The following is a 26,058-nucleotide window of genomic DNA, read 5'->3' on the forward strand; positions in this document are numbered from 1 at the left end:
TCAACCACCGCTGCATAAATATAAATCAAGCGAGGTAAGAGCATGTCTGGCAATCGTGGAGTGGTATATCTCGGCGCCGGCAAGGTCGAGGTGCAGAAGATCGACTACCCGAAAATGCAGGACCCACGCGGCAAGAAGATCGAGCACGGCGTGATCCTGAAGGTGGTCTCCACCAACATCTGCGGCTCCGACCAGCACATGGTCCGCGGCCGCACCACTGCCCAGGTCGGCCTGGTCCTGGGCCACGAAATCACCGGTGAGATCGTCGAGAAGGGCCGTGACGTCGAGCGCATGCAGATTGGCGACCTGGTCTCGGTGCCATTCAACGTCGCCTGTGGCCGCTGCCGCTCCTGCAAGGAAATGCATACCGGTGTCTGCCTCACTGTCAACCCTGCCCGCGCTGGCGGTGCCTATGGTTACGTCGACATGGGCGACTGGACCGGCGGCCAGGCCGAGTACGTGCTGGTGCCGTACGCTGACTTCAACCTGCTGAAACTGCCCGAGCGCGACAAGGCCATGGAGAAGATCCGTGACCTGACCTGCCTATCTGACATCCTGCCTACTGGTTACCACGGTGCCGTGACTGCCGGTGTAGGCCCAGGCAGCACCGTCTACGTTGCTGGCGCCGGCCCGGTCGGTCTGGCTGCCGCTGCCTCGGCGCGCCTGCTGGGTGCTGCTTGCGTCATCGTCGGCGACCTCAACCAGGCCCGTCTGGCTCACGCCAAGTCCCAGGGCTTCGAAGTGGTCGACCTGTCCAAGGATACCCCGCTGCACGAGCAGATCGTCGATATCCTCGGTGAGCCGGAAGTGGACTGCGCCGTCGACGCCGTCGGCTTCGAAGCCCGCGGCCATGGCCATGAAGGTGCCAAGCATGAAGCCCCGGCCACCGTGCTGAACTCGCTGATGCAGGTTACCCGCGTTGCCGGCAACATCGGTATCCCGGGCCTGTACGTGACCGAAGACCCGGGTGCGGTGGATGCTGCCGCCAAGATCGGCGCGCTGAGCATTCGCTTTGGCCTGGGCTGGGCCAAGTCGCACAGCTTCCACACCGGCCAGACCCCGACCATGAAGTACAACCGCCAGCTGATGCAGGCAATCATGTGGGATCGAATCAACATCGCTGAAGTGGTTGGTGTGCAGGTGATCAACCTGGATCAGGCGCCGGAAGGTTATGGCGAGTTCGATGCAGGTGTACCGAAGAAGTTCGTGATCGACCCGCACAAGATGTGGGGTGCGGCGTGATGCCATGATGTAACGAGAAGCCCCTCATACTGAGGGGCTTTTTGCATGGGCGCGCCAGCGCATTAAGCTTGTCTGTAGCGGCCGTGCTGGTGATTTGGTGGTGGCGAGACGTGATGCAATACTTAATTTCTTCGAGCATTGCTCATTATTGCCCAAACAGCCAGCCCGACAATTATCCCGCCAAAAAGAACCCCGAATATCCCTCCAAGCATATTGGAGCTGCGTCTGTCTCCAATGATACGGTTAACTCTGACTTCGCTAGGTTGAGTCGGTTTTCTGACCGCAGGGGTGTGGATCTTATCAATATTCGAAAAAACGGGTTCAACGGGTTTTTCTGGGGCGATTGTCAAAGCTTTGGAGCCAGTCGATGTAGATGCTGGAGCAGTACCTGCTAATGTGGAGGGATTTGCAGTTATCGTGGTGGCGTTATTTGCAATGTTATTAAAGCCTGCTTTTTTTCTGCTGGCGCCTTTTCCTACGAATCCGTGACCCCCATTAATAGCAAAATTGACCGATGCTTTCTTGAACGAGTTGAAAGCGCGGAAAAGCAGCAACCGGGAAGATTCACCCGTTGGGTCATCCCGATTGATAGGGTCTCCCACGCAGTAGGCATATGAATTCAGGGTATGCGGATTTAATGGTTGATGGGGCACCTTCCCCTCACCAACCTGATGCTACCCTCAGATGGTTGATAGATCGACCCCGTAGTTGAGCTCCTCTGCGAGGTCTGGCAGTCCGTAACCGATGGTTTTCTTGTAGAACGGAGAGACCTTCGCAGTCGGGGCCTTCTTCTTGTGCTTCGTGGTGTAGAGCATTCGCGCCCGCATCACCTCAAAGGAATAACCTCGTCCTTCACGGTTCTTGTCCTTGGCCAGTCGGTTGATGGACTCCGTGAAAGCGTTGGTGACAGGTATGTCCGTCTCGAAGTAGGTCATGATCTCCTCGCGCCAGTTGCCCACCGCCCTAAACAGATCGCTCCAGACTTCTTTCTGGCCCTTCGGGATGGTGGATATCCACTCGTCCAGGGCGGCTTCTGCCTGGGGTCGTGTGGTGGCGTCCCAGATGCTGTAGAAGCGCTCCTTGTGCTCGTAGGCAGCCAGCAGTTGCGGGAATGCGCCTGTCCAGGTTTCCATGATCAGCCGCTCCCGGTCTGAGACTTCGTGAGCGCGCTTCAGCAGGATTTTCCGGTCTCCCTTGAGGGTTCGGATCTGGGCTGGTTTCAGCTCTTTCCGGAGCCCCTTGCGCACCTTCTCCAGAGCATCGTTGGCCATGCGCACCACATGGAATTTATCGACCACGATGCGGGCCTGTGGCAGCACCGCCCTGACCGCCGTTCGATATGGATTCCACATGTCCATGCTGACGATATCGATCTTCTGCCGGTCTTTCAGCTTCATCAGGTAGTTAGTCACGACGTCCTGACGGCGAGTGGCCAGCAGATCGAGCAGGGTCTTCTCCTCAATGTTGGTCAGGATGCAGCGGTAGCGCTTGTTCAGGTACAGCTCGTCGATGCCCAGAATGCGAGGCGTTTCGAAGCGGTGCCAGCGGCCTAAGAACGCGGCGCGGGCGTTGAAGATGTCCCGTACCGTCTTCTCGTCCAATCCGGTTTGCTGCGCCACGAAAGTGTAGGGGTGGTTAAAGGACTCCTTCTCTACGTATTCATGTAGCCGCAGTGTCATGCGGAAGCCGTCCACCACCTCCGGTAGCTGGGGCCTGAAGGTAGCCTCGCAGGCCCGACAGATGTACCGGCGGCGGAGCACCCAGAGGGTGACCCGCTTGCCGTGGATGGGCAGATCATGATAGGGAACATCACGCTTGCCGAAACGCACGAACTCACCCTGCACCCCGCATTCCTCGCAAGCAATGGGATCGGGCGCGTCTACCTGGAAGTGCATTTCATCGTCGGTGGCTTTGCAGCCCAGCACCTGGTATGAGGGCAGGTGCAGGATGTTGTCGGGCATTTCGGTCATACGTTATTCTCTTAAGACGACTAGCAACTGGCTAAAGCGTTCTTAAGAACCTAGGCAACACGCGAAGGTTGGCGACTAAGAAGAAGCAGGATGCCGAAAGCAATCATTCCTCCACCTGAGGCGCGTTGAAACCAGTGCAGCTTGTTTGCTGCGAAAGCTGCTGCAAAACGCCCTGCTGACGCATATATCGCTATTGCAACGGCCTCTAGCGCGATAAAAACCGTCCCAAGAGTTGCATAGCTCAGCCAGTAATTCGTTATATCCACGAATTGCGGGAAGAATGCCGCGAAAATGAGGATTGCTTTGGGGTTACTGATGGCGATCAGCGCCTCACTACGGAATGCCTTACGAAGCGAAGGTTTCATTGCATCTGCGTTTAGGTTAGTCGAGCCAGATGTTGTTCTGAGGAGCTTGATGCCCATCCAGACCAGATAGGCGGCACCAACGATCTTGATCACGTTGAAGACCAACGCCGAAGCAGACAAAAGCATCCCTAAACCAAGCGCGCTAGCAGCAATCATGGGCACGAAGACGGCAAGCCGTGCTGTGCTTGCCATAAAGGAAAACCCTACGCCCTTTTGCGCACCGTGTGTCATCGCAACGAGGTTATTGGGGCCGAACGCCAGGTTCAGTGCGAAACATGCCGGGAGGAAAACAAGTAGATCGATCATTAGCTTTGTTGTGACCTCAAGGGAGTAGGTTGGATATGCATGGTCAGTGCACCTCGTTCAAGTAGGGCGTGACATTACGCAACATCCGCTCAATGTAGTCTTCCATCTTGCCGACCGGCGCGACATGGTGCAATGCACCCCGAGCCGCCTCAATACCTTCTAGCCGGGCGATGACCCAACTGGGGAGGTACTGAGCCCGTAGGCTACCACTCTTCGTGGCAATATTGCTTTTGGCGAAGAAAGGCTGGCTGAGCACAACGACACCCGCTTCTTGTACCGGGGCTATTGTCAAGACAGATATGCCTAGTTTTCAAGTGTTCCCTACATATGGCTATAGGGAAGGGGATCTGGAAAGACCGGCACGGTTAGCTATCAACCATTTAGTCCGTTGTGGATTTAGTTTTCCCTTCCGCTTTCTACTTCACATATCAACCATTAAATCCGCATACCCTGAATTCAGACCGCCTTTTCCGAATGGGCTCGACGGGTCTTCGGTGCACAAGCGCATAAGTCCGGGTGAGTGAAACCGACGCCCCGCACCCAGGGGGTTCCCTTGAGTAACCCGGTCATACCTCTGCCCAGTGAATCCCAGCAACGCTTCCAATCTGTCGGTGGCCAAGTATCCATAGGGTGAATACGCCATTGGCCAAGAACCAATACCGAGGACTGAATTGGCAAGGTCAACTCGAAGCATCTTTGCCGATGGTGCCTGATCCAGTTGGGCTAGCGCCATGTCATTTGCCCATAACAAGCGACGATTGCCCTGCGCGGCTATTTCAGTTGTCAGATTCTCACTCTTGTAGAAGTGCAGGCTACGCTGGGGAGCCAGACCCTGATCGTTCTTGCTTGTGGAAGAGGTAGGCATGATGGTGACCTGAGTGGTGATTGCTGTGTCGATTACTTTGCGGGTCCTGTAAAACCATCACAACTAGCAGTTTTAACAGGTCGTGAGCACTGTGGCGGATTGCAAAGGTGGTCGACAGCCGGGTCGGAACAAACCTGCAAAAAGCCAGTCAGATGTCGCGTTTCCCAGGCCATCCCGGCCCACGAGGTCCCACCCGATGAAAGCATTCACCTTGGCAACCTTGATGACCCTGGCCGCAAGCCCGGTGTTCGCCTTCAACCTCAGCGACGCCGCTAACGCCGTGTCGGCCATGCAGAACCAGAATCAAAGCCAGCAAGGCCAGGTGCAGGCACCCGAGGCGCAGGCAAACCTGCTCAACACCTTGGGTAGCCAATTGAATATCACCCCAGAGCAGGCCGTGGGCGGGGCAGGGGCCATGCTGGGGCTGGCGCGCAACAACCTGAGTTCCGACGACTACGGTCAGCTGACCAAGGCCGTGCCAGGGCTGGACCTGCTTGCCGGGGCCAATGCACTGGGTGGCTTGAGTGGCTTGGGTGAGTTGCTGGGCAAGAACAGCGAGAGCCAGTCGGCGTTGAGCAATGCGCTGGGCAACAATGTGGAAAACCGCAGCGACCTGGACAATGCGTTCAAGGCGCTGGGCATGGATACCGGGATGATCGGGCAGTTTGCGCCGTTGCTGCTGCAGTATCTGGGGCAGCAGGGGATTGCCGGGTCGCTGTTGCAGAACCTGGGGAGTTTGTGGACCACTCCTGCTCCATTGACCCGACCTTCGGTCTGAGGGTTTTGCCAGCATCACAGCCTTGAAGGCTGACGCTGTACCTGTAGGAGCGGCCTTGTGTCGCGAAAGGGGCGCGAAGCGGCCCCGGCAATCTGTGTGGTGACGCTGAAATCCTGGGGCCGCTTTGCGGCCCTTCGCGACACAAGGCCGCTCCTACAAAGGCCAGCGCAGGCAATGAGAATGGTGTATCCCGCAAACACGGAATCGCGTCATGTCAGGTCGCTTCGGTAAAGTCTACTAGGCGTACCGGGCGGCGGAAGCCGGCGGTCAGTACTGCCAGGTACGCAAGACCCAGCGCAAACCAGCACAAGCCGATCACCAAGGTAAGCGCCGACAGGCTGGTCCACAGCCACAGTGTCAGCCCCAACCCCACCAGCGGCACCAGGCCATAGCTCAGCAGCCCTTTGAGGCTGCGCTGCGAGCCATCGTCCACCAGGTGGGTCTTAACCACCGCCAGGTTCACTGCCGAAAACGCCACCAGCGCACCAAAGCTGATCAGCGAGGCAAGGGTCGCCAGGTCGATTATCAACGCCAGCAACGAGAACGCCGAAACCAGCAGAATGGCGAACACCGGCGTGCCAAAGCGCGGTGACAGGTAGCCGAACGTTCGCTGCGGCAGCACCTTGTCACGACCCATGGTGAACAGAATGCGCGACACCGCCGCCTGCGAGGCCAGCGCCGAGCCCAGGCTCCCAGCTACATAGGCCGCAGTGAAGAAGTTGGCCAGGAATTGCCCACCCGCCTTGAACATTACCTCGTTGGCCGCCGCATCGGCATTGGCAAAGGTGGTGCCGGGCAGTACCAGTTGGCTGACATAGGCCAGCACGGTGAACAGCACGCCGGCGAACAGGGTGGTGAGGATGATTGCCCGTGGCACATCGCGGCGGGCATCGCGGCATTCTTCGGCCAAGGTCGAGACAGCGTCAAAGCCGAGGAACGAGAGGCACAGCACCGCCGCACCAGCCATCAGCGCGCCGAAGCCCGGCTGCGAGCCGTCGCCCAGCAGTGGCGAAAGCAGGTCGAGCGGTTGGCCGGCCAGGGACTGGCAGGACAGGGCGACGAACACCACGATGAAGACGATCTGTGCACCGACGATCAGGTTGCTGGTCTTGGCCACAGAGTGAATTCCGACCACGTTGAGCACCGTGACCAGGGCGATAGCAGCCAGTGCGATCGACCACGCAGGGATGGCCGGAAAGGCGATGTTCAGGAACAGGCCGATCAGCAGGTAGTTGATCATCGGCAGGAACAGGTAGTCGAGCAGCAGCGACCAGCCGGCCAGGAAGCCCACGTTCGGGCCGAAGGCCATGTTGGTGTAGGAGTACGCCGAGCCCGCGACCGGGAAGCGTTTGACCATGAAGCTGTAGGAGGTGGCGGTGAACAGCATGGCCACCAGGGTGACGATATAGGCGCCGGCCGTGCGGCCACCAGTAAGTTCGGTGACGATGCCGTAAGTGGTGAAGATGGTCAGCGGGACCATGTACACCAGGCCGAAGAATACCAGGGCGGGCAGGCCGAGGACACGGCGGAGCTGGACGGGGGTGGAGCTGGGTGGGTTGGCCATCGTTCGATCCAGAGCTTTTTTGTAGTTGTGCTTTGGTCGATTTTTATCCACTTAGGTGGGGTGTGACAAAGAAGTAATCCTAATGCTGATTATTAGCCAGGTTTTTAATCGGATTCTTGTAATGCCTGTACCGGCCTCTTCGCGGGTAAACCCGCTCCTACAGGGGGCTCACAGGTCTTGAGTACTGCGCAGTACCTGTGGGAGCGGGTTTACCCGCGAAGAGGCCTGGTCAGGCAATGGAAATCTCAGCCCATCTCCACCCGCAGCTGCTCGATCCGCAAGTCCTTCTCAACCCACAACTGGTTCACCCAGGCCTGCACGGTCTGCCTGAACTCAGCATCATTCTCGTAATCCCCCGCCCACAGCATCGGGTCCAGTTCACGTACACGAATGTCGATAATCACCCGGCTGATGCTGCCATTGAGCAAATCCCAGAACCCCGGCGCCTTGTTGCCGGGGTACACGATGGTCACGTCCAGCAAGGCATCCAGCTGCTCGCCCAATGCCGCCAGCACGAACGCCACGCCACCAGCCTTGGGCTTGAGCAGGTAGCGATAGGGCGATTGCTGCTCGCGGTGCTTGGCCTCGGTAAAGCGTGTGCCTTCCAGGTAGTTCACCACGGTCACCGGCTGGCGTTTGAACAGCTCGCAGGCCGCCTTGGTGATCTCTAGATCCTTGCCCTTGAGCTCTGGGTGTTTCTCCAGGAAGGCCTTGCTGTAGCGCTTCATGAACGGGTAATCCAGGCCCCACCAAGCCAGGCCCAGCAACGGCACCCAGATCAGCTCCTTCTTCAGGAAGAACTTGAAGAACGGTGTACGGCGGTTGAGGCTCTCGATCAGCGCCGGGATATCGACCCAGGTCTGGTGGTTGCTGACGGCTAGGTACGAGGTGTCCTTGCGCAGGTTCTCGACGCCGCGGATATCCCACTGGGTAGGAATGCACAGGGCAAAGATGGCCTTGTCGATCTCCGACCAGGTCTCGGCCACCCACATCACCGCCCACGAGGCATAGTCACGCCCACGCCCCGGCAGCACCAGTTTGAGCAGGGCGAAGACCAGCAGCGGGCAGATCAACACCAGGGTGTTGAGCAGCAGCAGGGTGGTAGTGAGGATGCCGGTCAGCAGGCGACGCATAAAGAGACTCTTGTTGTGGGAGATAAACGGTTGGCAATGATAAGCAGGGCAGTGGCCTACGCCAAATTTCCAGTGCCCTGCGGCGAGGACAAATGTTTCACATTATGTTGGATAGGCTTGTGACAGCGAACCTATCCTGCCAGTGCAGTCTAAGCACTGACTCTCCTCAAGGAAGCTTGCCTGTGAAACCTCTGCTTGCCCTGTTGTCGTTGTTGGCGCTGCCGGTCATGGCCGCCGAGCCCACAATCTATGGCCGTTACGAGAACATAGCCCTGCCCGAACTGGGCGAAACCCTGAAAGCCAAGATGGATACCGGTGCCTTCACCGCGTCGCTGTCGGCCAAGGACATCGAGCTGTTCACCCGTGATGGCGACGAGTGGGTGCGCTTCCGTCTGGCCACCAAGGACTCGGACGGCAAGGTGTATGAGCACAAGGTCTCGCGCATCAGCAAGATCAAGGGCCGTGCCGATGAAGAGGAGGAAGGCGATGCGCCGGAAATCTCCAAGCGCCCGGTGGTCGACCTGGAGCTGTGCCTGGGGGACGTGAAGCGCACCGTCGAGGTCAACCTGGTGGACCGCAGCAGCTTCAACTACCCGTTGCTGGTGGGCTCCAAGGCTTTGCGCGAGTTCAAGGCGGCGGTCAACCCGGCCAAGAAGTTCACCGCTGGCAAGCCTGACTGCTGATCGCAAGCCACCTGTGCCGGCCTCTTCGCGGGCTTGCCCGCGAAGAGGCCGGTAAGTTAAAAGTCCAGTCTGCCCCCAGTTAGGCCGGACGCCATGCCCCACATCCTCATCGTCGAAGACGAAGCCGCCATCGCCGACACCTTGGTCTATGCCCTGCAGGCCGACGGCCATAGCACCGAATGGGTAACCCTGGGCAGCGCCGCCCTCGACCAGCAGCGCCAGCGCCCGGCCGACCTGGTCATCCTCGATATCGGCTTGCCCGATATCAGTGGCTTCGAAACCTGCCGTCAGCTGCGCCGCTTCAGCGAAGTACCGGTAATGTTCCTCAGCGCCCGCGACAGCGAAATCGACCGGGTGGTGGGACTGGAAATCGGCGCAGACGACTATGTGGTCAAACCCTTCAGCCCGCGTGAAGTGGCGGCGCGAGTACGGGCGATCCTCAAGCGCATGGGCCCCAGGGTCGAGCCAGCTGTCGAGACCACGCTGTTCCAGCTCGATACCTTACGCATGCAGATCACCTACCGCAGCCAGCCTCTTCCCCTTACCCGCCACGAATTCCGCCTGCTGCAATGCCTGCTCGAGCAACCGCACCGGGTATTCAGCCGCGAACAGTTGCTCGACGCTGTGGGCGTGGCCTCTGACGTGGGGTACGAGCGCACCATCGACAGCCATATCAAGAGCCTGCGCGCCAAGCTGCGCCAGGTGGCCAGCGACGCCGAACCGATCCAGACCCACCGCGGCCTCGGCTACAGCTACAGCCCGGACCATGCCTGATGCGCCTGGGTATCCGGATCTTCCTGGTGTACTTCCTGTTCGTCGGGCTGGCGGGCTACTTTCTGCTCAACACGGTGCGTGAACAGATCCGTCCGGTAGTGCGACAGTCCTCGGAAGAAACGCTGGTGGACACCGCCAACCTGCTGGCCGAGATCCTGCACGATGACGTCAAGGCCGGCACCCTGAACCAGAGCCGCTTGCCCGAAGTGCTCAAGGCCTACGGCTCGCGCAGCCCGGGTGCGCAGATCTGGGGCCTGGCCAAGAACCAGGTCAGCCACCGCATCTATGTCACCGACGCCAAGGGCACCGTGCTGCTGGACTCCAGCGGCGAGGACCTGGGCAAGGACTACTCGAAGTGGAATGACGTGTACCTGACCTTGCGGGGCCAGTACGGCGCCCGCTCCACCCGCAGCGACCCCGACGATGAAAGCACGTCGGTGATGCACGTGGGCGCACCGATCATCGACGAGGGCAAGATCATTGGCGTGGTCACAGTGGCCAAGCCCAACAGCTCGCTGCAACCGTACATCGACCGTTCCGAACGGCGCTTGCTGACCCTGGGCCTGGGGTTGATCGGCCTGGGCCTGCTGATCGGTGCCGCGTTGTCATGGTGGCTGGCGCGCTCGCTGCGCCGGCTGGCCCACTACGCTCAGGCGGTCAGCGAGGGCGAGCGCGCCGCTCTGCCGCATTACAAGGGTGGTGAACTGGCGCACCTGGCCCAGGCGGTCGAGCGCATGCGCACCCAACTGGAAGGCAAGGCTTATGTCGAGCGGTATGTGCATACCCTGACACACGAGCTGAAAAGCCCGCTGGCGGCCATTCGTGGCGCTTCCGAGCTGTTGCAGGGCGATGACATGCCGGCTGACCAGCGGGCGCGCTTTGCCGGCAACATCGAGCGCGAGAGCGAGCGTTTGCAGCAGATGATCGACCGCCTGCTCAACCTGGCCCGGGTCGAGCAGATGCAGGCGCTGGAGGATGAGCAGCAGGTGGCGCTGGCGGCATTGGTGGACGAGTTGCTGTTGGCCCATGCGGCGCGTATCGAAGGTGCCGATTTGCAGGTGCGCCAGCGGGTGCCGGCTGGTTTGCGCTTGTTGTGTGACCCATTCCTGATGCGCCAGGCGCTGGCCAACCTCCTCGACAACGCGTTGGACTTCACCCCGGAGGGCGGCGCGCTGCTGTTCGACCTGGAGCGCGATGGCGAGCGGGTGGCGCTGAGTGTGTTCAACCAGGGGCAGGCGATACCTGCCTACGCCATTGGGCGGGTGAGCGAGCGGTTCTACTCGCTGCCGCGGCCGGGGAGTGGGCGCAAGAGCACCGGGTTGGGGCTTAATTTTGTGGCCGAGGTGATGCAGCTGCATGGCGGGGCGTTGGCTGTGGATAACGTCGATGGAGGGGTGCGGGTGAGGTTGTGGCTGCCGGTGCGGCGTATCAGCTGACATTGCCGGGGCTGCTGCGCAGCCCCAAAAACACACAATCTCCACACCATCTCCCCGAGGCCTCCACGCAAGGCGCAGACACTGCGCCCACTGCCACAGGAGGCCCCATGAACAAGACCCTCGGTTTCAAACTCGGCATGATCGCCGTATTGATGTTGCTGCTGCTCGTCCCGCTACTGCTGATCAGCGGCCTGATCGGTGAACGCCAGGCCCTGCGCGACAGTGTGCTGCGCGATATCGCCCAGAGCGCCAGCTTCGACCAGCAACTCAGCGGCCCGCTGCTGGTGGTGCCCTACCGCAAGTACCAGCGCCGCTGGATCGAAAAGGACGGCGAGCGCACCCAGGAAACCAGCACCATTGCCGGCCACCTGTACTTCCTGCCGGAAACCTTCGCCGCCGACCTTGGCGTGGACACCGAACTGCGCGCCCGTGGCATCTACCAGGCCCGGCTGTTCCACGCCAAGGGCCGTATCAGTGGCCGCTTCAAGCTCCCGGAACGCTGGGGCATCGACAAGGATTTCGACGACTACCGCTTCGACAAGCCGTTCCTGGTGGTGGGTATCAGCGATATCCGCGGCATCGAGAACGGCCTTGAGCTGAGCATCGGCGAGCAGAAAGTACCGTTCGAAGCCGGTACCCGGCTCGACTGGATGCGCGGCGGCGTGCACGCCAGCCTGCCGGGGCTGGACGGCCTGCAGGCGCGTGAATTCAGCTATGGTTTCGACCTCGCACTGCAAGGCACCGGCCAGCTGCATGTAGTGCCGGTGGGCCGCACCAGTGCCGTGGACCTGCGTGCCAACTGGCCGCACCCGAGTTTCGTCGGCAACTACCTGCCCAGTCGCCGCGATATCGAGGCCCACGGCTTCAGTGCCCACTGGCAGACCTCGTTCTTTGCCACCAACCTCGAAGACGCCCTGCGCCAGTGCGCCACCGCCGGGCAGTGTGCGGACTTCAGCGAGCGCAGCTTCGGCGTCAGCTTCGTCGACCCGGTGGACCAGTACCTGAAGAGCGAGCGGGCGATCAAGTACGCCTTGCTGTTCATCGCCCTGACCTTCGCCGGCTTCTTCCTGTTCGAAGTGCTTAAGAACCTCAGCGTACACCCGGTGCAGTACATCCTGGTGGGGGTGGCGCTGGCTTTCTTCTACCTGCTGTTGCTGTCGTTGTCCGAGCACATCGGCTTTGGTTTGGCGTATGGGCTGTCAGCTTCGGCGTGTGTGCTGCTGATCGGCTTCTACCTGAGCCATGTGTTGCGCAGCCTGGGGCGTGGAGTGGGCTTTGCGGTGGGGTTGGCGGCGTTGTATGCGCTGCTCTACGGGCTGCTGAGTGCCGAGGACTATGCGCTGTTGATGGGCTCGTTGCTGTGCTTTGGCTTGCTGGGGGTATTCATGGTGCTGACCCGGCGGCTGGATTGGGCCCGGGTGGGGAGAGTGGCATGAGGGAGGACAGAGAGATCGGGCGGTGGTTGGCTCTCAGAATCGGGCAGCTGTTTCCTTTGATACCGAGGTAAGGCCTTCGCGGGTGAACCCGCTCCCACAGGTACGGCGCACATTTCGAACCTGGCGCTATTCCTGTGGGAGCGGGCATGCCCGCGAAGAGGCCCTTCAGGCCACCGGAGAGGTTGCGACCATCGACGGCCGCTTGACCACCTCGGCATACCACGCAGCCAAGCCAGGCTGGTGCTCACGCCAGCCAAACTCGGGCTGGCGCAAATCCAGATACCCCAGCGCACAGGCCACGCCAATCGCTGCCAGGTCGAACCCGGACATCAACTCGGGCAAATGCTCCTGCTCCAGATTGGCCAGGCTACGGCGGATCTTGTCGCCCTGTGCCTGCAGCCAACCATCCCAGCGCTTGTCTACAGGGCGCAGGAAACTCTCGTAGCGGCTCGACACCGCCGCATCCATGATGGCATCGGCCTGCGACACCAGCGTCATGCGCCGCCAGCGTGCCGAGCCTTCGCGCGGCAGCAGCGGCAGGCCGACGTGCTGCAGGTCGAGGTACTCGCAGATCACCCGGCTGTCATGCAGCACGGTGCCGTCTTCCAGGCGCAGGGCCGGGATCTTGCCGATCGGGTTGTCCTGGTTGAGCTGTGGGTCGCCGCTGACCGGGCTGATGTTCACCGGCTGCAGCTGCACGCGCTCAAGTTGGCCGGTCTCGTGCAACACCACCATGACCTTGCGCACGAAAGGCGACAACGGCGAGTGGAACAGAGTCATCGTGCTCATGCTTCAGTTACCCTGCAGGCTCGGTGGCAGGCACACGCCGGTACCGCCGATACCGCAGTAGCCGTCCGGGTTCTTGGCCAGGTACTGCTGGTGGTAGGCCTCGGCGAAGTACACGGTCGGTGCCTGGTCGATTTCGGTGGTGATCTCACCGAAGCCGGCCTTGCTCAGTTCGGCCTGGAAGGCGTCGCGGCTGGCCTTGGCCTGTTCCAGCTGCTCAGGGCTGGTGCAGTAGATGGCCGAGCGGTACTGGGTGCCGATGTCGTTGCCCTGGCGCATGCCCTGGGTCGGGTTGTGCAGTTCCCAGAACATCGCCAGCAACTCGCGGTAGCTGACTCTGTCCTTGTCGAACACCACCAGCACCACTTCGGTGTGGCCGGTCAGGCCCGAGCACACTTCCTCGTAGGTGGGGTGGGGGGTGAAGCCGCCTGCGTAGCCGACCACTGTGCTGACCACGCCTTCACGCTGCCAGAAGCGGCGCTCGGCGCCCCAGAAGCAACCCAGGCCGAAGATGGCGAAGTCGATGGCGCCTTCGAAGAATGGGCCGAGCAGCGGCGTGTCTTTGAACACGTAGTGGAACTCGGGCAGGCTCATTGGCGTTTCGCGGCCAGGCAGGGCCTGTTCCGCGGTTGGCATGACGTTTTTGTTCACCAGGATTTCCGAACGCAGGACCATGGCCGTTCCTCTGTAGATCTTTGAGATGGGGGCTGGGGGCATTCGCGGGTAAACCCGCTCCCACAGGTCCTGCACAGATTTCGAATATTGTGATGTACCTGTGGGAGCGGGTTCACCCGCGAAGGGGCCCGTATGGGCTCTATAGTGCCCGAGGTTTGCGCGGCTGTCAGGCCACCGGACCACGCGGATAGCGCTTCAGCCGTTCAGCCAGCTCGCGCCCCGGAATCGGCCGGTCGAACAGGTAGCCCTGGCCCACGTCGCAGCGGTGCCGACGCAGGAACGCCAGCTGCTCCGGTGTCTCTATACCCTCGGCCACCACCTTCAGCTTGAGGTTGTGAGCCATGGCTACCACCGCCGAGGTGATTTCCATGTCGTCCTGGTTGTCCGGGATCTCGTTGATGAAGCTGCGGTCGATCTTGAGGATGTCGATCGGAAACTTCTTCAGGTAGCTCAGCGACGAATAACCGGTGCCGAAATCGTCCATGGCCAGGGTCAGGCCCAGGGCCTTCAGTTCATCCAGCTGGCGGTGGGTATCTTCGGTGGCCTCCAGCAGCAGGCCTTCGGTCAGCTCCAGCTCCAGCAGGTGCGGGGGCAAGGCTTCTTCCTCAAGGATCGTGCTGATCGATGCCACCAGGTCCGGGTCGGAGAACTGCTTGGGGGACAGGTTGATGGCCACATGCAGGTTGCCCATGCCGGCTTCGCGCAGTTGCTGGCTCATGCGGCACGACTGGCGCACCACCCATTTGCCGATGGGGATGATCAGGCCGGTTTCTTCCGCCACGCTGATGAACTGGTCCGGGCGGATCATGCCGCGTTCGGGGTGGTTCCAGCGCAGCAGTGCTTCCAGCCCCAGCAGGCGGCCGCTGCGCAGGCACAGCTTGGGCTGGTAGAACACCTCCAGCTCGTTCTGGGTCAGGGCACGACGCAGGTTGTTCTCGACGAACAGCTTGTAGCTGGCTTCGGCATTGAGCACTTCGGTAAACACCTGCACCTGATGCTTGCCGTTGGCCTTGGCCTTGTGCAGCGCCAGGCCGGCGTTCTTCATCAGGCTGGCCGGGTCGGCGCCATGCAGTGGCGCGCAGGCCAAGCCCACCGAGGCGGTGACGTTGATCAGCTGGTTGTCGACGAACATCGGTTTGTCGAGGGTGCGCAGCAATTGCTGGGCGACGCCCTGGCCATCTTCAAGGCTTGTATCGTCGAGCAGTACGGCGAACTCGTTACTGGCAAAGCGCGCCAGGATACCGCCGGAGTGCAAGCTGTTGCGCAGGCGCCGGGCCAGGCTGATCAGCAGCTTGTCGCCGGTCTGGTGGCCGAGGCTGTCGTTGATGCGCTTGAAGTTGTCGATGTCCACCAGCAGCAGGCACATCGAGTATTCGCCATCACGGGCAAAGCGCTCGTCCAGGCTGCGAATGAACGCCGGGCGGTTGCCCAGGTTGGTCAGGTTGTCGGTGTAGGCCAGGCGCTCGATGCGCTGCTGGGCCAGCTTCGTCTGGGTGACGTCTTCGTAGATGCCGATGTAGTGGGTCAGCTCACGGTTGTCGCCATATACCTTGGAAATCGAAAGCTGCCCCCAGTAGGGTTCGAGGTTCTTGCGCCGGCTCTTGAACTCGCCCTGCCAGCTGTTACCCATGGCCAGGCTCGACGGCGAGTCGAACAGCAGCTCGCTCAGGTTCTCCAGCGCTGGCAGCTCAGCCAGGTGGCGGCCTTGCACTTCTTCGGTGCTGTACTGGGTGATGGCAGTAAAACTGGGATTGACGTATTCCACCACACCGTCGCGGTTGACCAGCAGGAAGGCGCTGGCGCTTTGCTCGACTGCGCGCTGGAACAGGTGCAGGGCGCTGGCGGCGGTGCGCCGGTTGTGGTTGGTGATGACCTGGGCGAACTGGTCGGCCAGTTCGCCGGCAAAAGCGATTTCGTCCGACTGCCAGGCCCGTGTCTGGCCGGTCTGCTCCAGGCACAGCACGCCGACAACCTGGCCATCGACACGGATACTGGCATCGAGCATGGCCTTGTTATCCGGGCACAGGCTTTGCGTCAGGGCGCGGGTCCGCGGGTCGTGGCTGGCATTGTGGGCGTCGATGGCGCGGCTGGCGTGCAACGCGTCAAGGTAGTCGGGGAAGCGGCTGGCATCGATGGCTTCGGGCTGGCGGTGTTCTTGCGCGTCCCGGTACCAGGCGATGATCGGCTCCAGGCGCTGGTCTTCAAGGTGCCAGATACTCGCAATATCGACCTTGTAGATTTCGCAGGCGCTCTGGGTAATCAGCTGGGCGGCTTCCCGCAGAGAGTTGCCTGCGCTGTAGCGCTGGCGGGCCAGGCGCAGGATCAGGTCTTGCTGGCCACGTACCCGCTCCAGGTGCTCGAGTTGTTCCTGCTGCGCGCGCTGGTTCAGTTGCAGTGCCAGTTGCAGGCGGTTGTTGCGCGATTCCAGGTCGCTGGCACCGGCCTCGCTGGTATCTTCGGCGAGGTCGTCGAGCACGCTCAGGAAGCCGCGCAACAGATGGCGGTTGTGCTGCTTGTAGGCTTCCCCAGCCTCCAGCAGGCGTAGCGAAGCAGTTGGCGTGTGCAAGGTGTAGCGCACGCGGTAGTAGCCGCGCTGGGCCAGTTGCAGCTGGATCTCGTCGTGCAGCCGGTAGCGGGCCTCGGGTTCCATCAGGCTGGCGTAGGGTGCGTCTACCAGGGCGCAGAGCTCGCCAGCGTGCAGGCCGAACTGGCGCTCGCAGGCCGGGTCGAGGTAGAGCATGGCCCAAGTGGCTTCGTTGAGCCTTTCGAAGCGCAGCATGCCGAGCCGCGAGGGCACGGGTAACTGCGTGACGACCTCGGCCGCCACACGGCTGGCGGCATCGGGTTGGCTTTTCATCGAAGACTCGCTTGAAGAGGAAACGCGGCCTTTGGGGGCGGCAGGTCTGGCAAGGTTGCATCATGTCCCGGGGGCTGGCAAGCAGCCATGCGTGATGCTGTGGACGGGTTATCGGCTGGTGGGCGGGAATCTGTAGTCTGGCTGATATTTCCGGGGCCGCTTTGCGACCCCAATGTGCCGTATGCGAGGCAAAAAAAAGCCCCGCCAATCGACGGGGTTGAGGTACGAGCGTGGCAGCTCGAAAAGCATACTGCCCCTCGCAGGGAGGGGCAGCGGGCTGCCTTACAGCAGCATGGTGCGGATATCGCTCAGCACGTCGCCCAGGCGCTTGGTGAAGCGCGCGGCGGCAGCGCCGTTGATCACACGGTGATCGTAGGACAGCGACAGCGGCAGCATCAGCTTCGGCTGGAAGGCCTTGCCATCCCAGACTGGCTGCATGGTCGCCTTGGAGACGCCCAGGATCGCCACTTCCGGCGCGTTGACGATCGGCGTGAAGCCGGTGCCGCCAATGTGGCCGAGGCTGGAGATGGTGAAGCAGGCGCCTTGCATCTCGTCGGCCGACAGCTTCTTGGTGCGGGCTTTTTCGGCCAGCGCAGCCGCTTCGGCAGCCAGTTGCAGCAGGCTCTTCTGGTCGACGTTCTTGATCACAGGGACCAGCAGGCCGTCCGGGGTGTCCACGGCAAAGCCGATGTGCACGTACTTCTTGCGGATGATGGCCTTGCCGCTTGGCGCCAGCGAGCTGTTGAAGTCTGGCAGTTCCTTGAGCAGGAAGGCGCAGGCCTTGAGCAGCAGGGGCAGCACGGTCAGCTTAACGCCAGCCTTCTCGGCCACGGCCTTCTGCGCAACGCGGAAGGCTTCCAGTTCGGTGATGTCGGCGGAGTCGAACTGGGTCACGTGCGGCACGTTCAGCCAGCTGCGGTGCAGGTTGGCAGCACCGACCTGCATCAGGCGGGTCAGGGCCACTTCTTCCACTTCACCGAACTTGCTGAAGTCCACGGCAGGGATCGGCGGGATGCCGGCGCCACCGGTTGCGCCAGCGGCTGCCGGTGCTTCCTTGGCCTTCTGCATCATCGCCTTGACGTAGACCTGCACGTCTTCTTTCAGGATGCGGCCGTGCGGACCGGTCGCGGCAACCGCGCCCAGGTCGACGCCGAATTCACGGGCCAGCTGACGAACCGCCGGGCCTGCGTGAACCTTGGCGTTGCTACCGGCAGCCGGAGCGGTAGCAACCGGTGCAGGGGCAGCAGCCGGGGCAGCAGCGGCAGGTGCGGCGGCCGGAGCCGCTTCAGCCTTGGCCGGGGCAGCAGCGGCAGGTGCCGGAGCAGCAGCCGGGGCAGCACCCGCGACTTTCAGCTTGAAGATCAGGTCGCCAGTGCCGACTTCGTCTTCCAGCTTGCACAGGACTTCTTCGACCACGCCGGCAGCCGGCGACGGGATTTCCATGGAGGCCTTGTCGGACTCCAGGGTAATCAGCGACTGGTCGGCTTCGACGGTGTCGCCGACCTTGACCAGCACTTCGATGATCTTGGCCTTGCCCGACGAACCGATGTCCGGCACGTGGATGTCCTGCACGCTGGCGGCAGCCGGGGCTGCTGCCGGAGCTGGGGCAGGGGCGGCTTCGGCGGCCGGAGCCGGCGCAGCAGCCTGGGCCGGAGCCTCAGGGGCCGCTGCAGCGGCGCCCTCGGCTTCCAGGACCAGCAGCTCGTCGCCTTCTTTCAGGCGGTCGCCCAGCTTGACCTTCAGTTCCTTGATGACGCCGGCTTTCGGGGCCGGGATCTCCATGGAGGCCTTGTCGGACTCCAGGGTCAGCAGGCTCTGGTCAGCCTCGATACGATCACCGACCTTGACGAACAGCTCGATGATTTCACCTTCACCGCTGCCGATGTCAGGTACGCGAATGAGTTCGCTCACTTAAAAATACTCCTCAGCAGTCCAGTGGGTTGCGCTTGTCCGGGTCGATACCGAACTTGACGATAGCGTCTGCAACAACCTTTGGTTCGATCTCGCCGCGGTCAGCCAGGGCTTCCAGGGCAGCCAGCACCACGAAGTGGCGGTCGACTTCGAAGAAGTGACGCAGCTTCTTGCGGCTGTCGCTGCGACCGTAACCGTCGGTACCCAGGACCTTGAACTCTTTGCTCGGTACCCACTGGCGAATCTGCTCGGCGAACAGCTTCATGTAGTCGGTGGAGGCGATGACCGGGCCCTTGCGACCGTTCAGGCACTGCTCGACGTAAGTCTGCTGTGGCTTCTGGCCAGGTTTCAGGCGGTTGGCGCGTTCCACGGCCAGGCCGTCGCGACGCAGTTCGTTGAAGCTGGTGACGCTCCACACGTCGGCACCAACGTTGAACTCTTCACGCAGGATCTTCGCTGCTTCGCGGACTTCGCGCAGGATGGTGCCGGAGCCCATCAGCTGTACGTGGTGCGCGGCTTCGCGGGTGTCTTCTTCCAGCAGGTACATACCTTTGATGATGCCTTCCTCGACACCGGCCGGCATGGCTGGCTGCTGGTAGGATTCGTTCATCACGGTGATGTAGTAGAAGATGTCCTGTTGCTCTTCGGTCATCTTCTTCATGCCGTCCTGGATGATCACCGCCAGCTCGTAGCCGTAGGTCGGATCATAGGTGCGGCAGTTCGGGATGGTGCCCGCCATCATGTGGCTGTGACCGTCTTCGTGCTGCAGGCCTTCACCGTTCAGGGTGGTACGGCCGGCAGTACCGCCGATCAGGAAGCCACGGGTGCGGCTGTCGCCAGCGGCCCAGGCCAGGTCGCCAATACGCTGGAAGCCGAACATCGAGTAGAAGATGTAGAACGGCAGCATCGGCTGGTTGTGGCAGCTGTACGAGGTACCGGCAGCGATGAACGACGACATGGCGCCGGCTTCGTTGATGCCTTCCTCGAGGATTTGGCCCTTCTTGTCTTCGCGGTAGAACATCACCTGGTCTTTATCGACTGGCTCGTAGAGCTGGCCGACCGACGAGTAGATGCCCAGCTGGCGGAACATGCCTTCCATACCGAAGGTACGGGCTTCGTCCGGGATAATCGGGACGATGCGCTGGCCGATTTCCTTGTCCTTGACCAGCTGCGCCAGAATACGCACGAAGGCCATGGTGGTGGAGATTTCGCGGTCGCCCGAGCCATCCAGGATCGCTTTCAGCGTTTCCAGTGGAGGGGTCGGTACGCTGAAGCTCTTGGCGCGGCGCTGTGGCACGAAACCACCCAGGGCAGCACGGCGCTCGGCCAGGTACTTGGCTTCGGCAGAACCTTCTTCCGGCTTGAAGAACGGCAGGTTCTCCAGGTCGGCATCCTTGACCGGGATGTCGAAGCGGTCACGGAAGTGACGCAGGCTGTCGACGTCGACCTTCTTGGTGTTGTGCGCGGTGTTCTTGGCTTCGCCGGCACCGGTACCGTAACCCTTGATGGTCTTGGCCAGGATGACGGTAGGCTGGTCCTTGTGATTGACCGCCTGGTGGTACGCCGCGTAGACCTTGTACGGGTCGTGGCCGCCACGGTTGAGCTTCCAGATCTCTTCGTCGGACAGGTCTTCGACCATGGCCTTGAGCTCTGGGGTGTTGAAGAAGTTTTCACGAACGTACGCGCCGTCTTTGGCTTTGTAGTTCTGGTACTCGCCGTCGATGACTTCGTCCATGCGGCGCTGCAGGGCACCGTTGGTGTCCTTGGCGAACAGTGGGTCCCAGAAGCGGCCCCACACGACCTTGTTGACGTTCCAGCCACCGCCACGGAACACGCCTTCGAGTTCCTGGATGATCTTGCCGTTGCCGCGAACCGGGCCGTCGAGGCGCTGCAGGTTGCAGTTGATGACGAAGATCAGGTTGTCCAGCTTCTCGCGGCCGGCCAGGGCGATTGCGCCCAGGGATTCCGGCTCGTCGCACTCGCCGTCACCCATGAAGCACCAGACCTTCTGCTTGCCGGCCGGGATGAAGCCGCGGGCTTCCAGGTACTTCATGAAACGTGCCTGGTAGATGGCCTGGATCGGGCCCAGACCCATCGAAACGGTCGGGAACTGCCAGAAATCAGGCATCAACCATGGGTGCGGGTACGAAGACAGGCCGTTGCCGTCCACTTCCTGACGGAAGTTGTTCATCTGGTCTTCGCTGATGCGGCCTTCCATGAACGCACGGGCGTAGATGCCTGGCGAAGCATGGCCCTGGAAGAAGATCAGGTCGCCGCCGTGTTCTTCGGTCGGGGCCTGGAAGAAGTAGTTGAAGCCGATGTCGTACAGGGTGGCGCTGGAGGCGAAGCTGGAGATGTGTCCGCCCAGGTCCGAGTCTTTCAGGTTGGTACGCATGACCATGGCCAGGGCGTTCCAACGCACCATCGAGCGAATGCGGCGTTCCATGAACAGGTCGCCAGGCATGCGTGCTTCGTGGGTGACAGGGATGGTGTTGCGGTATGGCGTGGTGATCGCATACGGCAGCTGGGAGCCACTACGGGTGGCCAGCTCGCCCATACGGGTCATCAGGTAATGAGCGCGGTCTTCGCCTTCTTTGTCGAGGACCGACTCCAGGGCATCCAGCCATTCCTGGGTTTCGATTGGATCGAGGTCTTGCATGGCTTGCTCCAGGGCGGAAAGGCAACCAGAATCGATTGCCTGAGATTGCGACTGGCCTTATGGGCAGACGTCGTGAATTCTTGGATTACCGGGGTGTCCTCCGGCGCCGTGTAGTTTTACTACATTTGCTTTCGCATTTCATGCTTTTACACGACACGAGTAGTAGTAAAACTACATTTGTGCGACGTTTCGTCGCATGTTGGCTTGTGAGGAAAAACGTTCATGTTGGTTGGCATTGTGTCGCGAACGGGTAATTCTTGATGTTTGTTGCCATTTTTTCGCTTCTTTCAGCTATTTCCAACTTTTGTACGACAGTCCAACCGTGGTCCGGCTTCCCCTTGGCCGCTTCTTCCCCTCTATTTCACGCCGATCAAGGATAGACCATGCGCCTACCTTTGCCGTCCGATCTGCCCGCTACCCTGCAGCCGCTGGTCGCGCGCAACCAGCAATTCATCAGCGATGCGGTGGCTACCCACCCGGAACTCGACCTCCAGGCCTGGAGCCCGCTGCACCGGCAACAGTTCGATCAGGTAGCCGCCGCCAGCGACTTCGTGCTCGGCCTGGTCCGGCGCGAGCCGGCCATGCTGTTCGGCCTGCTGGCCAGTGGCGAGCTGGATCGGCGTTACGCCGCGGGTGAACTGCGCGGGCACATCGCTGCAGCCGCCCAGGCGGCGCAGAGCGAGGACGAGCTGGCGCGCAACCTGCGCCGCGAGCGCAACCGCCAACAGCTGCGCATCATCTGGCGCGACATCACCCGCCAGGCCGCGCTGGGCGAAACCTGCCGCGACCTGTCCGACCTGGCCGACGCCGCCATCGACGAAGCCTACCAATGGCTGTACCCGCGCCACTGCCAGCAGTTCGGCACGCCTGTCGGCAACCGCAGCGGCCAGCCGCAGCACATGGTGGTGCTGGGCATGGGCAAGCTGGGTGCAGTGGAGCTGAACCTGTCGTCGGACATCGACCTGATCTTCGCCTTCCCCGAAGGCGGCGAAACCGAAGGGGTGAAGCGCTCGCTGGACAACCAGGAGTTCTTCACCCGCCTGGGCCAGCGCCTGATCAAGGCGCTGGACCCGGTCACCGTCGACGGTTTCGTGTTCCGCGTCGACATGCGCCTGCGCCCGTATGGTTCGGCCGGCGCGCTGGTGCTCAGCTTCAATGCCCTGGAGCAGTACTACCAGGACCAGGGCCGTGACTGGGAACGCTACGCGATGATCAAGGCGCGGGTTGTGGCCGGCGACCAGGCGACCGGGGCACAGTTGCAGGAGATGCTGCGGCCGTTCGTGTACCGCCGCTACCTGGACTTTTCCGCGATCGAAGCGCTGCGCACCATGAAGCAGCTGATCCAGCAGGAAGTGCGGCGCAAGGGCATGGCCGACAACATCAAGCTGGGTGCCGGTGGCATTCGCGAGGTGGAATTCATCGCCCAGGCCTTCCAGCTGATCCACGGCGGGCGCGACCTCAGCCTGCAACAGCGGCCACTGCTGAAAGTGCTGGCCACCCTCGAGGGCCAGGGCTACCTGCCGCCAGCCGTGGTCGCCGAGTTGCGCGAGGGCTATGAGTTCCTGCGCTATACCGAACACGCCATCCAAGCCATCGCCGACCGCCAGACGCAGATGCTGCCGGACAACGAGATCGATCAGGCGCGGGTGGCCTACATGCTTGGCTATGCCGACTGGCAAAGCTTCCATGACCAGCTGACGCACTGGCGTGGCCGTATTGACTGGCACTTCCGCCAAGTGATCGCCGACCCGGATGATGAAGACGGCGAGGGCGAGCTGGTGGTGGGGGGGGAATGGTCACCGCTGTGGGAGCAGGCACAGGATGAAGATGCGGCTGGCCGTCAGCTGCAAGAGGCCGGATTCCGGCAGCCTGCCGAAGCCCTGCGGCGCCTGGCCGCGCTGCGCTCCAGCCCGCAGTTGCGTTCGATGCAGCGGATTGGCCGTGAGCGCCTGGACGCCTTTATCCCACGGTTGCTGGCCCAGGCTGTGGAACATGACAACCCCGACCTGGTGCTCGAGCGCGTGCTGCCGCTGGTCGAGGCCGTGGCACGGCGTTCCGCCTACCTGGTGCTGCTCACCGAAAACCCCGGGGCCTTGCGCCGCTTGCTGACACTGTGCGCCGCCAGCCCGTGGATTGCCGAGCAGATTGCCCGCTACCCGCTGCTGCTCGACGAGCTACTTAACGAAGGCCGCCTGTTCAGCCCGCCACTGGCGCCGGAGCTGGCCAGCGAACTGCGCGAACGCCTGACGCGCATCCCTGAGGACGACCTGGAACAGCAAATGGAGGCGCTGCGCCACTTCAAGCTGGCCCACAGCCTGCGCGTGGCCGCTTCGGAAATCAGCGGCAACCTGCCGCTGATGAAAGTCAGCGACTACCTGACCTGGCTGGCCGAGGCCATCCTCGACCAGGTACTGGCCCTCGCCTGGCGCCAGACCGTGACCCGCCACGGCCAGCCCAAGCGCAGCGACGGCAGCCTGTGCGACCCGGGCTTCATCATCATCGGCTACGGCAAGGTAGGTGGCCTGGAGCTGGGCCACGGCTCGGACCTGGACCTGGTATTCATCCATGACGGCGACCCGCAGGCGGAAACCGACGGCGCCAAGCCGATCGACAGTGCGCAGTTCTTCACGCGCCTCGGCCAGCGCATCATTCACCTGCTGACCACCCAGACCAACTCGGGCCAGCTGTATGACGTGGACATGCGCCTGCGCCCGTCGGGTGCCTCGGGTCTGCTGGTGAGCTCGCTGGGAGCGTTCGAGCGCTATCAGCAGAACGAGGCCTGGACCTGGGAGCACCAGGCCCTTGTGCGGGCCCGGGTGCTGGTGGGCTGCAAGCAGGTGGGCACGGCGTTCGAAGGTGTGCGCGCCAAGGTGTTGGGCCAGGCCCGCGACCTGGAAAAACTGCGCAGCGAAGTGAGCGAAATGCGCGCCAAGATGCGCGACAACCTCGGCACCAAGGCCACCGCTGCCGGTACCGCGGCCAACGCCTTCGAGGCCGGTGTACCGTTCGATATCAAGCAGGATGCCGGCGGTATCGTCGATATCGAATTTATGGTGCAATACGCCGCTTTGGCCTGGTCCCACGACCACCCGGCCATACTCCGATGGACCGATAACATCCGCATTCTGGAAGAGCTGGAGCAGGCGGGTTTGATGCCGGCCAGTGACGCGGTGCTGTTGCGTGAAGTGTACAAGGCGTTCCGCTCGGCCTCGCACCGCCAGGCCCTGCAGAAGCAGGCCGGGGTTATCGATGCGGCGCAGTTTGCCGATGAACGCCGTGAGGTGCGGCGGATCTGGGGTGAATTGGGCCTTACCTGAAGGCCCCGCCAACCCTGTGGGAGATTCTATGGTTTTCAGCAAGCCAGTTTCGCGCCTTTAGTGACGTATTCGTCCTGATTTTTCATCAGGGCGAATGCCACCCGCGCGAGCTTTCTTGCCAGGATTACCAACGCTTGGGTTGTTGCTTTACCACTGCTCCGATGCTGTTCGTAAAGCCCTTTCCAGGCTGCCGATCTGCTGGCCGCCATCGCAGCGTTGTGCAATAAGCGACGAATTTCTGAACAACCTCGCTTGGTGAGGCGACGTCGCCCATTCTTCTGTCCGGAATCACTGACTCGTAAATCCATTCCTAGGAATGCAATGTACGAGTCACTGCTTTTGAACTCGCCCCTTGTAAAAGCCATCACCAATGCTGCGGCGGTGAGAAAACCAATGCCCTCTACTGCCTGGCAGCGAGCGACTTGTTCCTGCAGCCCAGCGTCTCGCAGTACTTCTTTAATCTTCTTTTGAATCAACTGATCCAGCCGATCTATCGACTTCACAAAAGTTTCGAAGGCGGCTTTCAAAAGGCTTTCGTTAGCCCAGCTCTGAGTCATTGCAGTACGAGCAGTCACCAAGGCGGCTCTGCGTCGCAAGAGGCTCTGAAGCTTGCCGTAGACAGCGGGAGGCGGGCTCCAAGGGCGAAGGTCCTCGCCTTCATTTTTTAAAAAACGGGACAGCAACCGAGCATCGGAGGGGTCGGTTTTAACCCGTCCCCCAACACTCTTCCGGTAGTTGCTCAATTGAAAACCATCGATGACATAGACCTCGAAGCCTAGGCTGTGGGCCAATTCAACCAGGTCCAAGTGATAGACGTTGGTCGCCTCAACAGCGATAGCGGTGTTGAGGGGTTGTTGCTTGAGCCACCTTCTGATCTCGAGTTTGGAGTTTTTGAGCCTGATGATCTCGTCGCGATCATCGTGGTGGATAACCAGCTCAGCTTTCGCGACATCCGCACCCACGATCAACTTACCTACCTGCATTGCCATGGGCCGCTCCTCACGTTATGGTTTTTCGGCTTGAAGGGGTTTCACCAAGAGGCGCTGGCTTGTTTCTATCGTCGCTTGCAAACGATGCATTCTTTATCGGCGCTTTGGTGGAAGGGGTGGGGCGATGTCTCCCACGGTCTGTACTGCTGTGAACAGTCAGAATCGGGCATTTAGTCCCACCACCCCTTCAAGTCTAACCATACAAGCGGGTTCACCCGCGAATAAGGCCACGCGGTGCCTGGCACCGGCTTCGCCGGTGTTCGCGGGTAAACCCGCTCCCACAGGGTCTGCAATCAGCGGCGGATATGCCTG

19 protein-coding genes are annotated in these 26,058 nt (G+C 61.5%); 7 read left to right on the forward strand and 12 right to left on the reverse strand.

Features of this window, described 5'->3' with window-relative positions; all coding sequences use genetic code 11:
• Positions 1-42: 42 nt before the first annotated feature.
• Positions 43-1,242, forward strand: a complete 1,200-nt coding sequence (gene fdhA / locus KDB76_RS01860) for a formaldehyde dehydrogenase, glutathione-independent (protein ID WP_023660606.1) — start codon at positions 43-45, stop codon at positions 1,240-1,242.
• Positions 1,243-1,364: 122 nt separating this feature from the next.
• Here fdhA and KDB76_RS01865 read toward each other — a convergent pair whose 3' ends face one another.
• The 4 genes from KDB76_RS01865 to KDB76_RS01880 are packed head-to-tail and all read right to left on the reverse strand — an operon-like array spanning position 1,365 to position 4,175.
• Positions 1,365-1,895: a hypothetical protein gene (locus KDB76_RS01865; protein ID WP_158491224.1), complete on the reverse strand. Its 531-nt coding sequence runs from the start codon at positions 1,893-1,895 to the stop codon at positions 1,365-1,367.
• A 27-nt stretch (positions 1,896-1,922) separates the two neighbouring features.
• Positions 1,923-3,212: an ISL3-like element ISPst9 family transposase gene (locus KDB76_RS01870; RefSeq protein ID WP_033939138.1), complete on the reverse strand. Its 1,290-nt coding sequence runs from the start codon at positions 3,210-3,212 to the stop codon at positions 1,923-1,925.
• Positions 3,213-3,262: 50 nt separating this feature from the next.
• Complete coding sequence (locus KDB76_RS01875; protein WP_014819627.1) at positions 3,263-3,883, reverse strand: LysE family translocator; 621 nt, start codon at positions 3,881-3,883, stop codon at positions 3,263-3,265.
• Between the two features lie 43 nt (positions 3,884-3,926).
• Positions 3,927-4,175 (reverse strand): hypothetical protein, encoded by a 249-nt coding sequence (locus KDB76_RS01880; protein WP_099167931.1) that lies wholly within the window; start codon positions 4,173-4,175, stop codon positions 3,927-3,929.
• Between the two features lie 769 nt (positions 4,176-4,944).
• On the opposite strand from KDB76_RS01880, the gene KDB76_RS01885 reads away from it, so the two are divergent.
• Positions 4,945-5,526: a DUF2780 domain-containing protein gene (locus tag KDB76_RS01885; protein ID WP_013970525.1), complete on the forward strand. Its 582-nt coding sequence runs from the start codon at positions 4,945-4,947 to the stop codon at positions 5,524-5,526.
• 214 nt (positions 5,527-5,740) lie between these two features.
• On the opposite strand, the gene KDB76_RS01890 is transcribed toward KDB76_RS01885, so the two are convergent.
• A complete protein-coding gene (locus tag KDB76_RS01890) occupies positions 5,741-7,090 on the reverse strand; it encodes an APC family permease (protein WP_024088008.1) in 1,350 nt (449 codons plus the stop codon).
• Positions 7,091-7,335: 245 nt separating this feature from the next.
• Positions 7,336-8,223 (reverse strand): acyltransferase, encoded by an 888-nt coding sequence (locus KDB76_RS01895; protein WP_013970527.1) that lies wholly within the window; start codon positions 8,221-8,223, stop codon positions 7,336-7,338.
• A 182-nt stretch (positions 8,224-8,405) separates the two neighbouring features.
• Between KDB76_RS01895 and KDB76_RS01900 the strand changes: the two genes are divergently transcribed.
• The 4 genes from KDB76_RS01900 to creD all read left to right on the forward strand — a co-directional run bounded on the left by KDB76_RS01900 (position 8,406) and on the right by creD (position 12,552).
• Positions 8,406-8,906, forward strand: coding sequence for an ATP-dependent zinc protease (locus tag KDB76_RS01900; RefSeq protein WP_003257529.1), 501 nt, complete (start codon positions 8,406-8,408; stop codon positions 8,904-8,906).
• Between the two features lie 93 nt (positions 8,907-8,999).
• Positions 9,000-9,680 (forward strand): two-component system response regulator CreB, encoded by a 681-nt coding sequence (gene creB, locus KDB76_RS01905; RefSeq protein ID WP_013970528.1) that lies wholly within the window; start codon positions 9,000-9,002, stop codon positions 9,678-9,680.
• On the forward strand, positions 9,680-11,116 hold the full coding sequence (creC, locus tag KDB76_RS01910) for a two-component system sensor histidine kinase CreC (RefSeq protein WP_023660608.1): 1,437 nt from the start codon (positions 9,680-9,682) through the stop codon (positions 11,114-11,116). Before creB ends, creC begins: the two co-directional genes overlap by 1 nt.
• 107 nt (positions 11,117-11,223) lie before the next feature.
• On the forward strand, positions 11,224-12,552 hold the full coding sequence (creD, locus tag KDB76_RS01915) for a cell envelope integrity protein CreD (RefSeq protein WP_024088009.1): 1,329 nt from the start codon (positions 11,224-11,226) through the stop codon (positions 12,550-12,552).
• A 165-nt stretch (positions 12,553-12,717) separates the two neighbouring features.
• Here creD and KDB76_RS01920 read toward each other — a convergent pair whose 3' ends face one another.
• From KDB76_RS01920 to aceE, 5 genes are all read right to left on the reverse strand, one after another.
• On the reverse strand, positions 12,718-13,341 hold the full coding sequence (locus tag KDB76_RS01920; RefSeq protein WP_013970531.1) for a glutathione S-transferase: 624 nt from the start codon (positions 13,339-13,341) through the stop codon (positions 12,718-12,720).
• A gap of 3 nt (positions 13,342-13,344) precedes the next feature.
• Positions 13,345-14,013: a peptide-methionine (S)-S-oxide reductase MsrA gene (gene msrA, locus KDB76_RS01925; protein WP_003257532.1), complete on the reverse strand. Its 669-nt coding sequence runs from the start codon at positions 14,011-14,013 to the stop codon at positions 13,345-13,347.
• A gap of 166 nt (positions 14,014-14,179) precedes the next feature.
• The gene (locus KDB76_RS01930; RefSeq protein WP_023660611.1) at positions 14,180-16,870 is read right to left on the reverse strand and encodes a GGDEF and EAL domain-containing protein; all 2,691 of its coding nucleotides are present in this window, start codon (positions 16,868-16,870) and stop codon (positions 14,180-14,182) included.
• A 282-nt stretch (positions 16,871-17,152) separates the two neighbouring features.
• Complete coding sequence (gene aceF / locus KDB76_RS01935) at positions 17,153-18,781, reverse strand: dihydrolipoyllysine-residue acetyltransferase (protein ID WP_024088010.1); 1,629 nt, start codon at positions 18,779-18,781, stop codon at positions 17,153-17,155.
• Between the two features lie 13 nt (positions 18,782-18,794).
• Positions 18,795-21,440, reverse strand: coding sequence for a pyruvate dehydrogenase (acetyl-transferring), homodimeric type (aceE, locus tag KDB76_RS01940; RefSeq protein WP_003258640.1), 2,646 nt, complete (start codon positions 21,438-21,440; stop codon positions 18,795-18,797).
• 383 nt (positions 21,441-21,823) lie between these two features.
• On the opposite strand from aceE, the gene glnE reads away from it, so the two are divergent.
• A complete protein-coding gene (glnE, locus tag KDB76_RS01945; protein WP_024088011.1) occupies positions 21,824-24,757 on the forward strand; it encodes a bifunctional [glutamate--ammonia ligase]-adenylyl-L-tyrosine phosphorylase/[glutamate--ammonia-ligase] adenylyltransferase in 2,934 nt (977 codons plus the stop codon).
• A gap of 35 nt (positions 24,758-24,792) precedes the next feature.
• On the opposite strand, the gene KDB76_RS01950 is transcribed toward glnE, so the two are convergent.
• Entirely contained in the window at positions 24,793-25,746 is a 954-nt protein-coding gene (locus KDB76_RS01950) for an IS110 family transposase (protein ID WP_013970314.1), read from the reverse strand.
• Positions 25,747-26,058: the final 312 nt, after the last annotated feature.

The organism is Pseudomonas sp. JS425 (assembly GCF_018223845.1).
Taxonomy (GTDB): Bacteria; Pseudomonadota; Gammaproteobacteria; order Pseudomonadales; family Pseudomonadaceae; genus Aquipseudomonas; species Aquipseudomonas asiatica.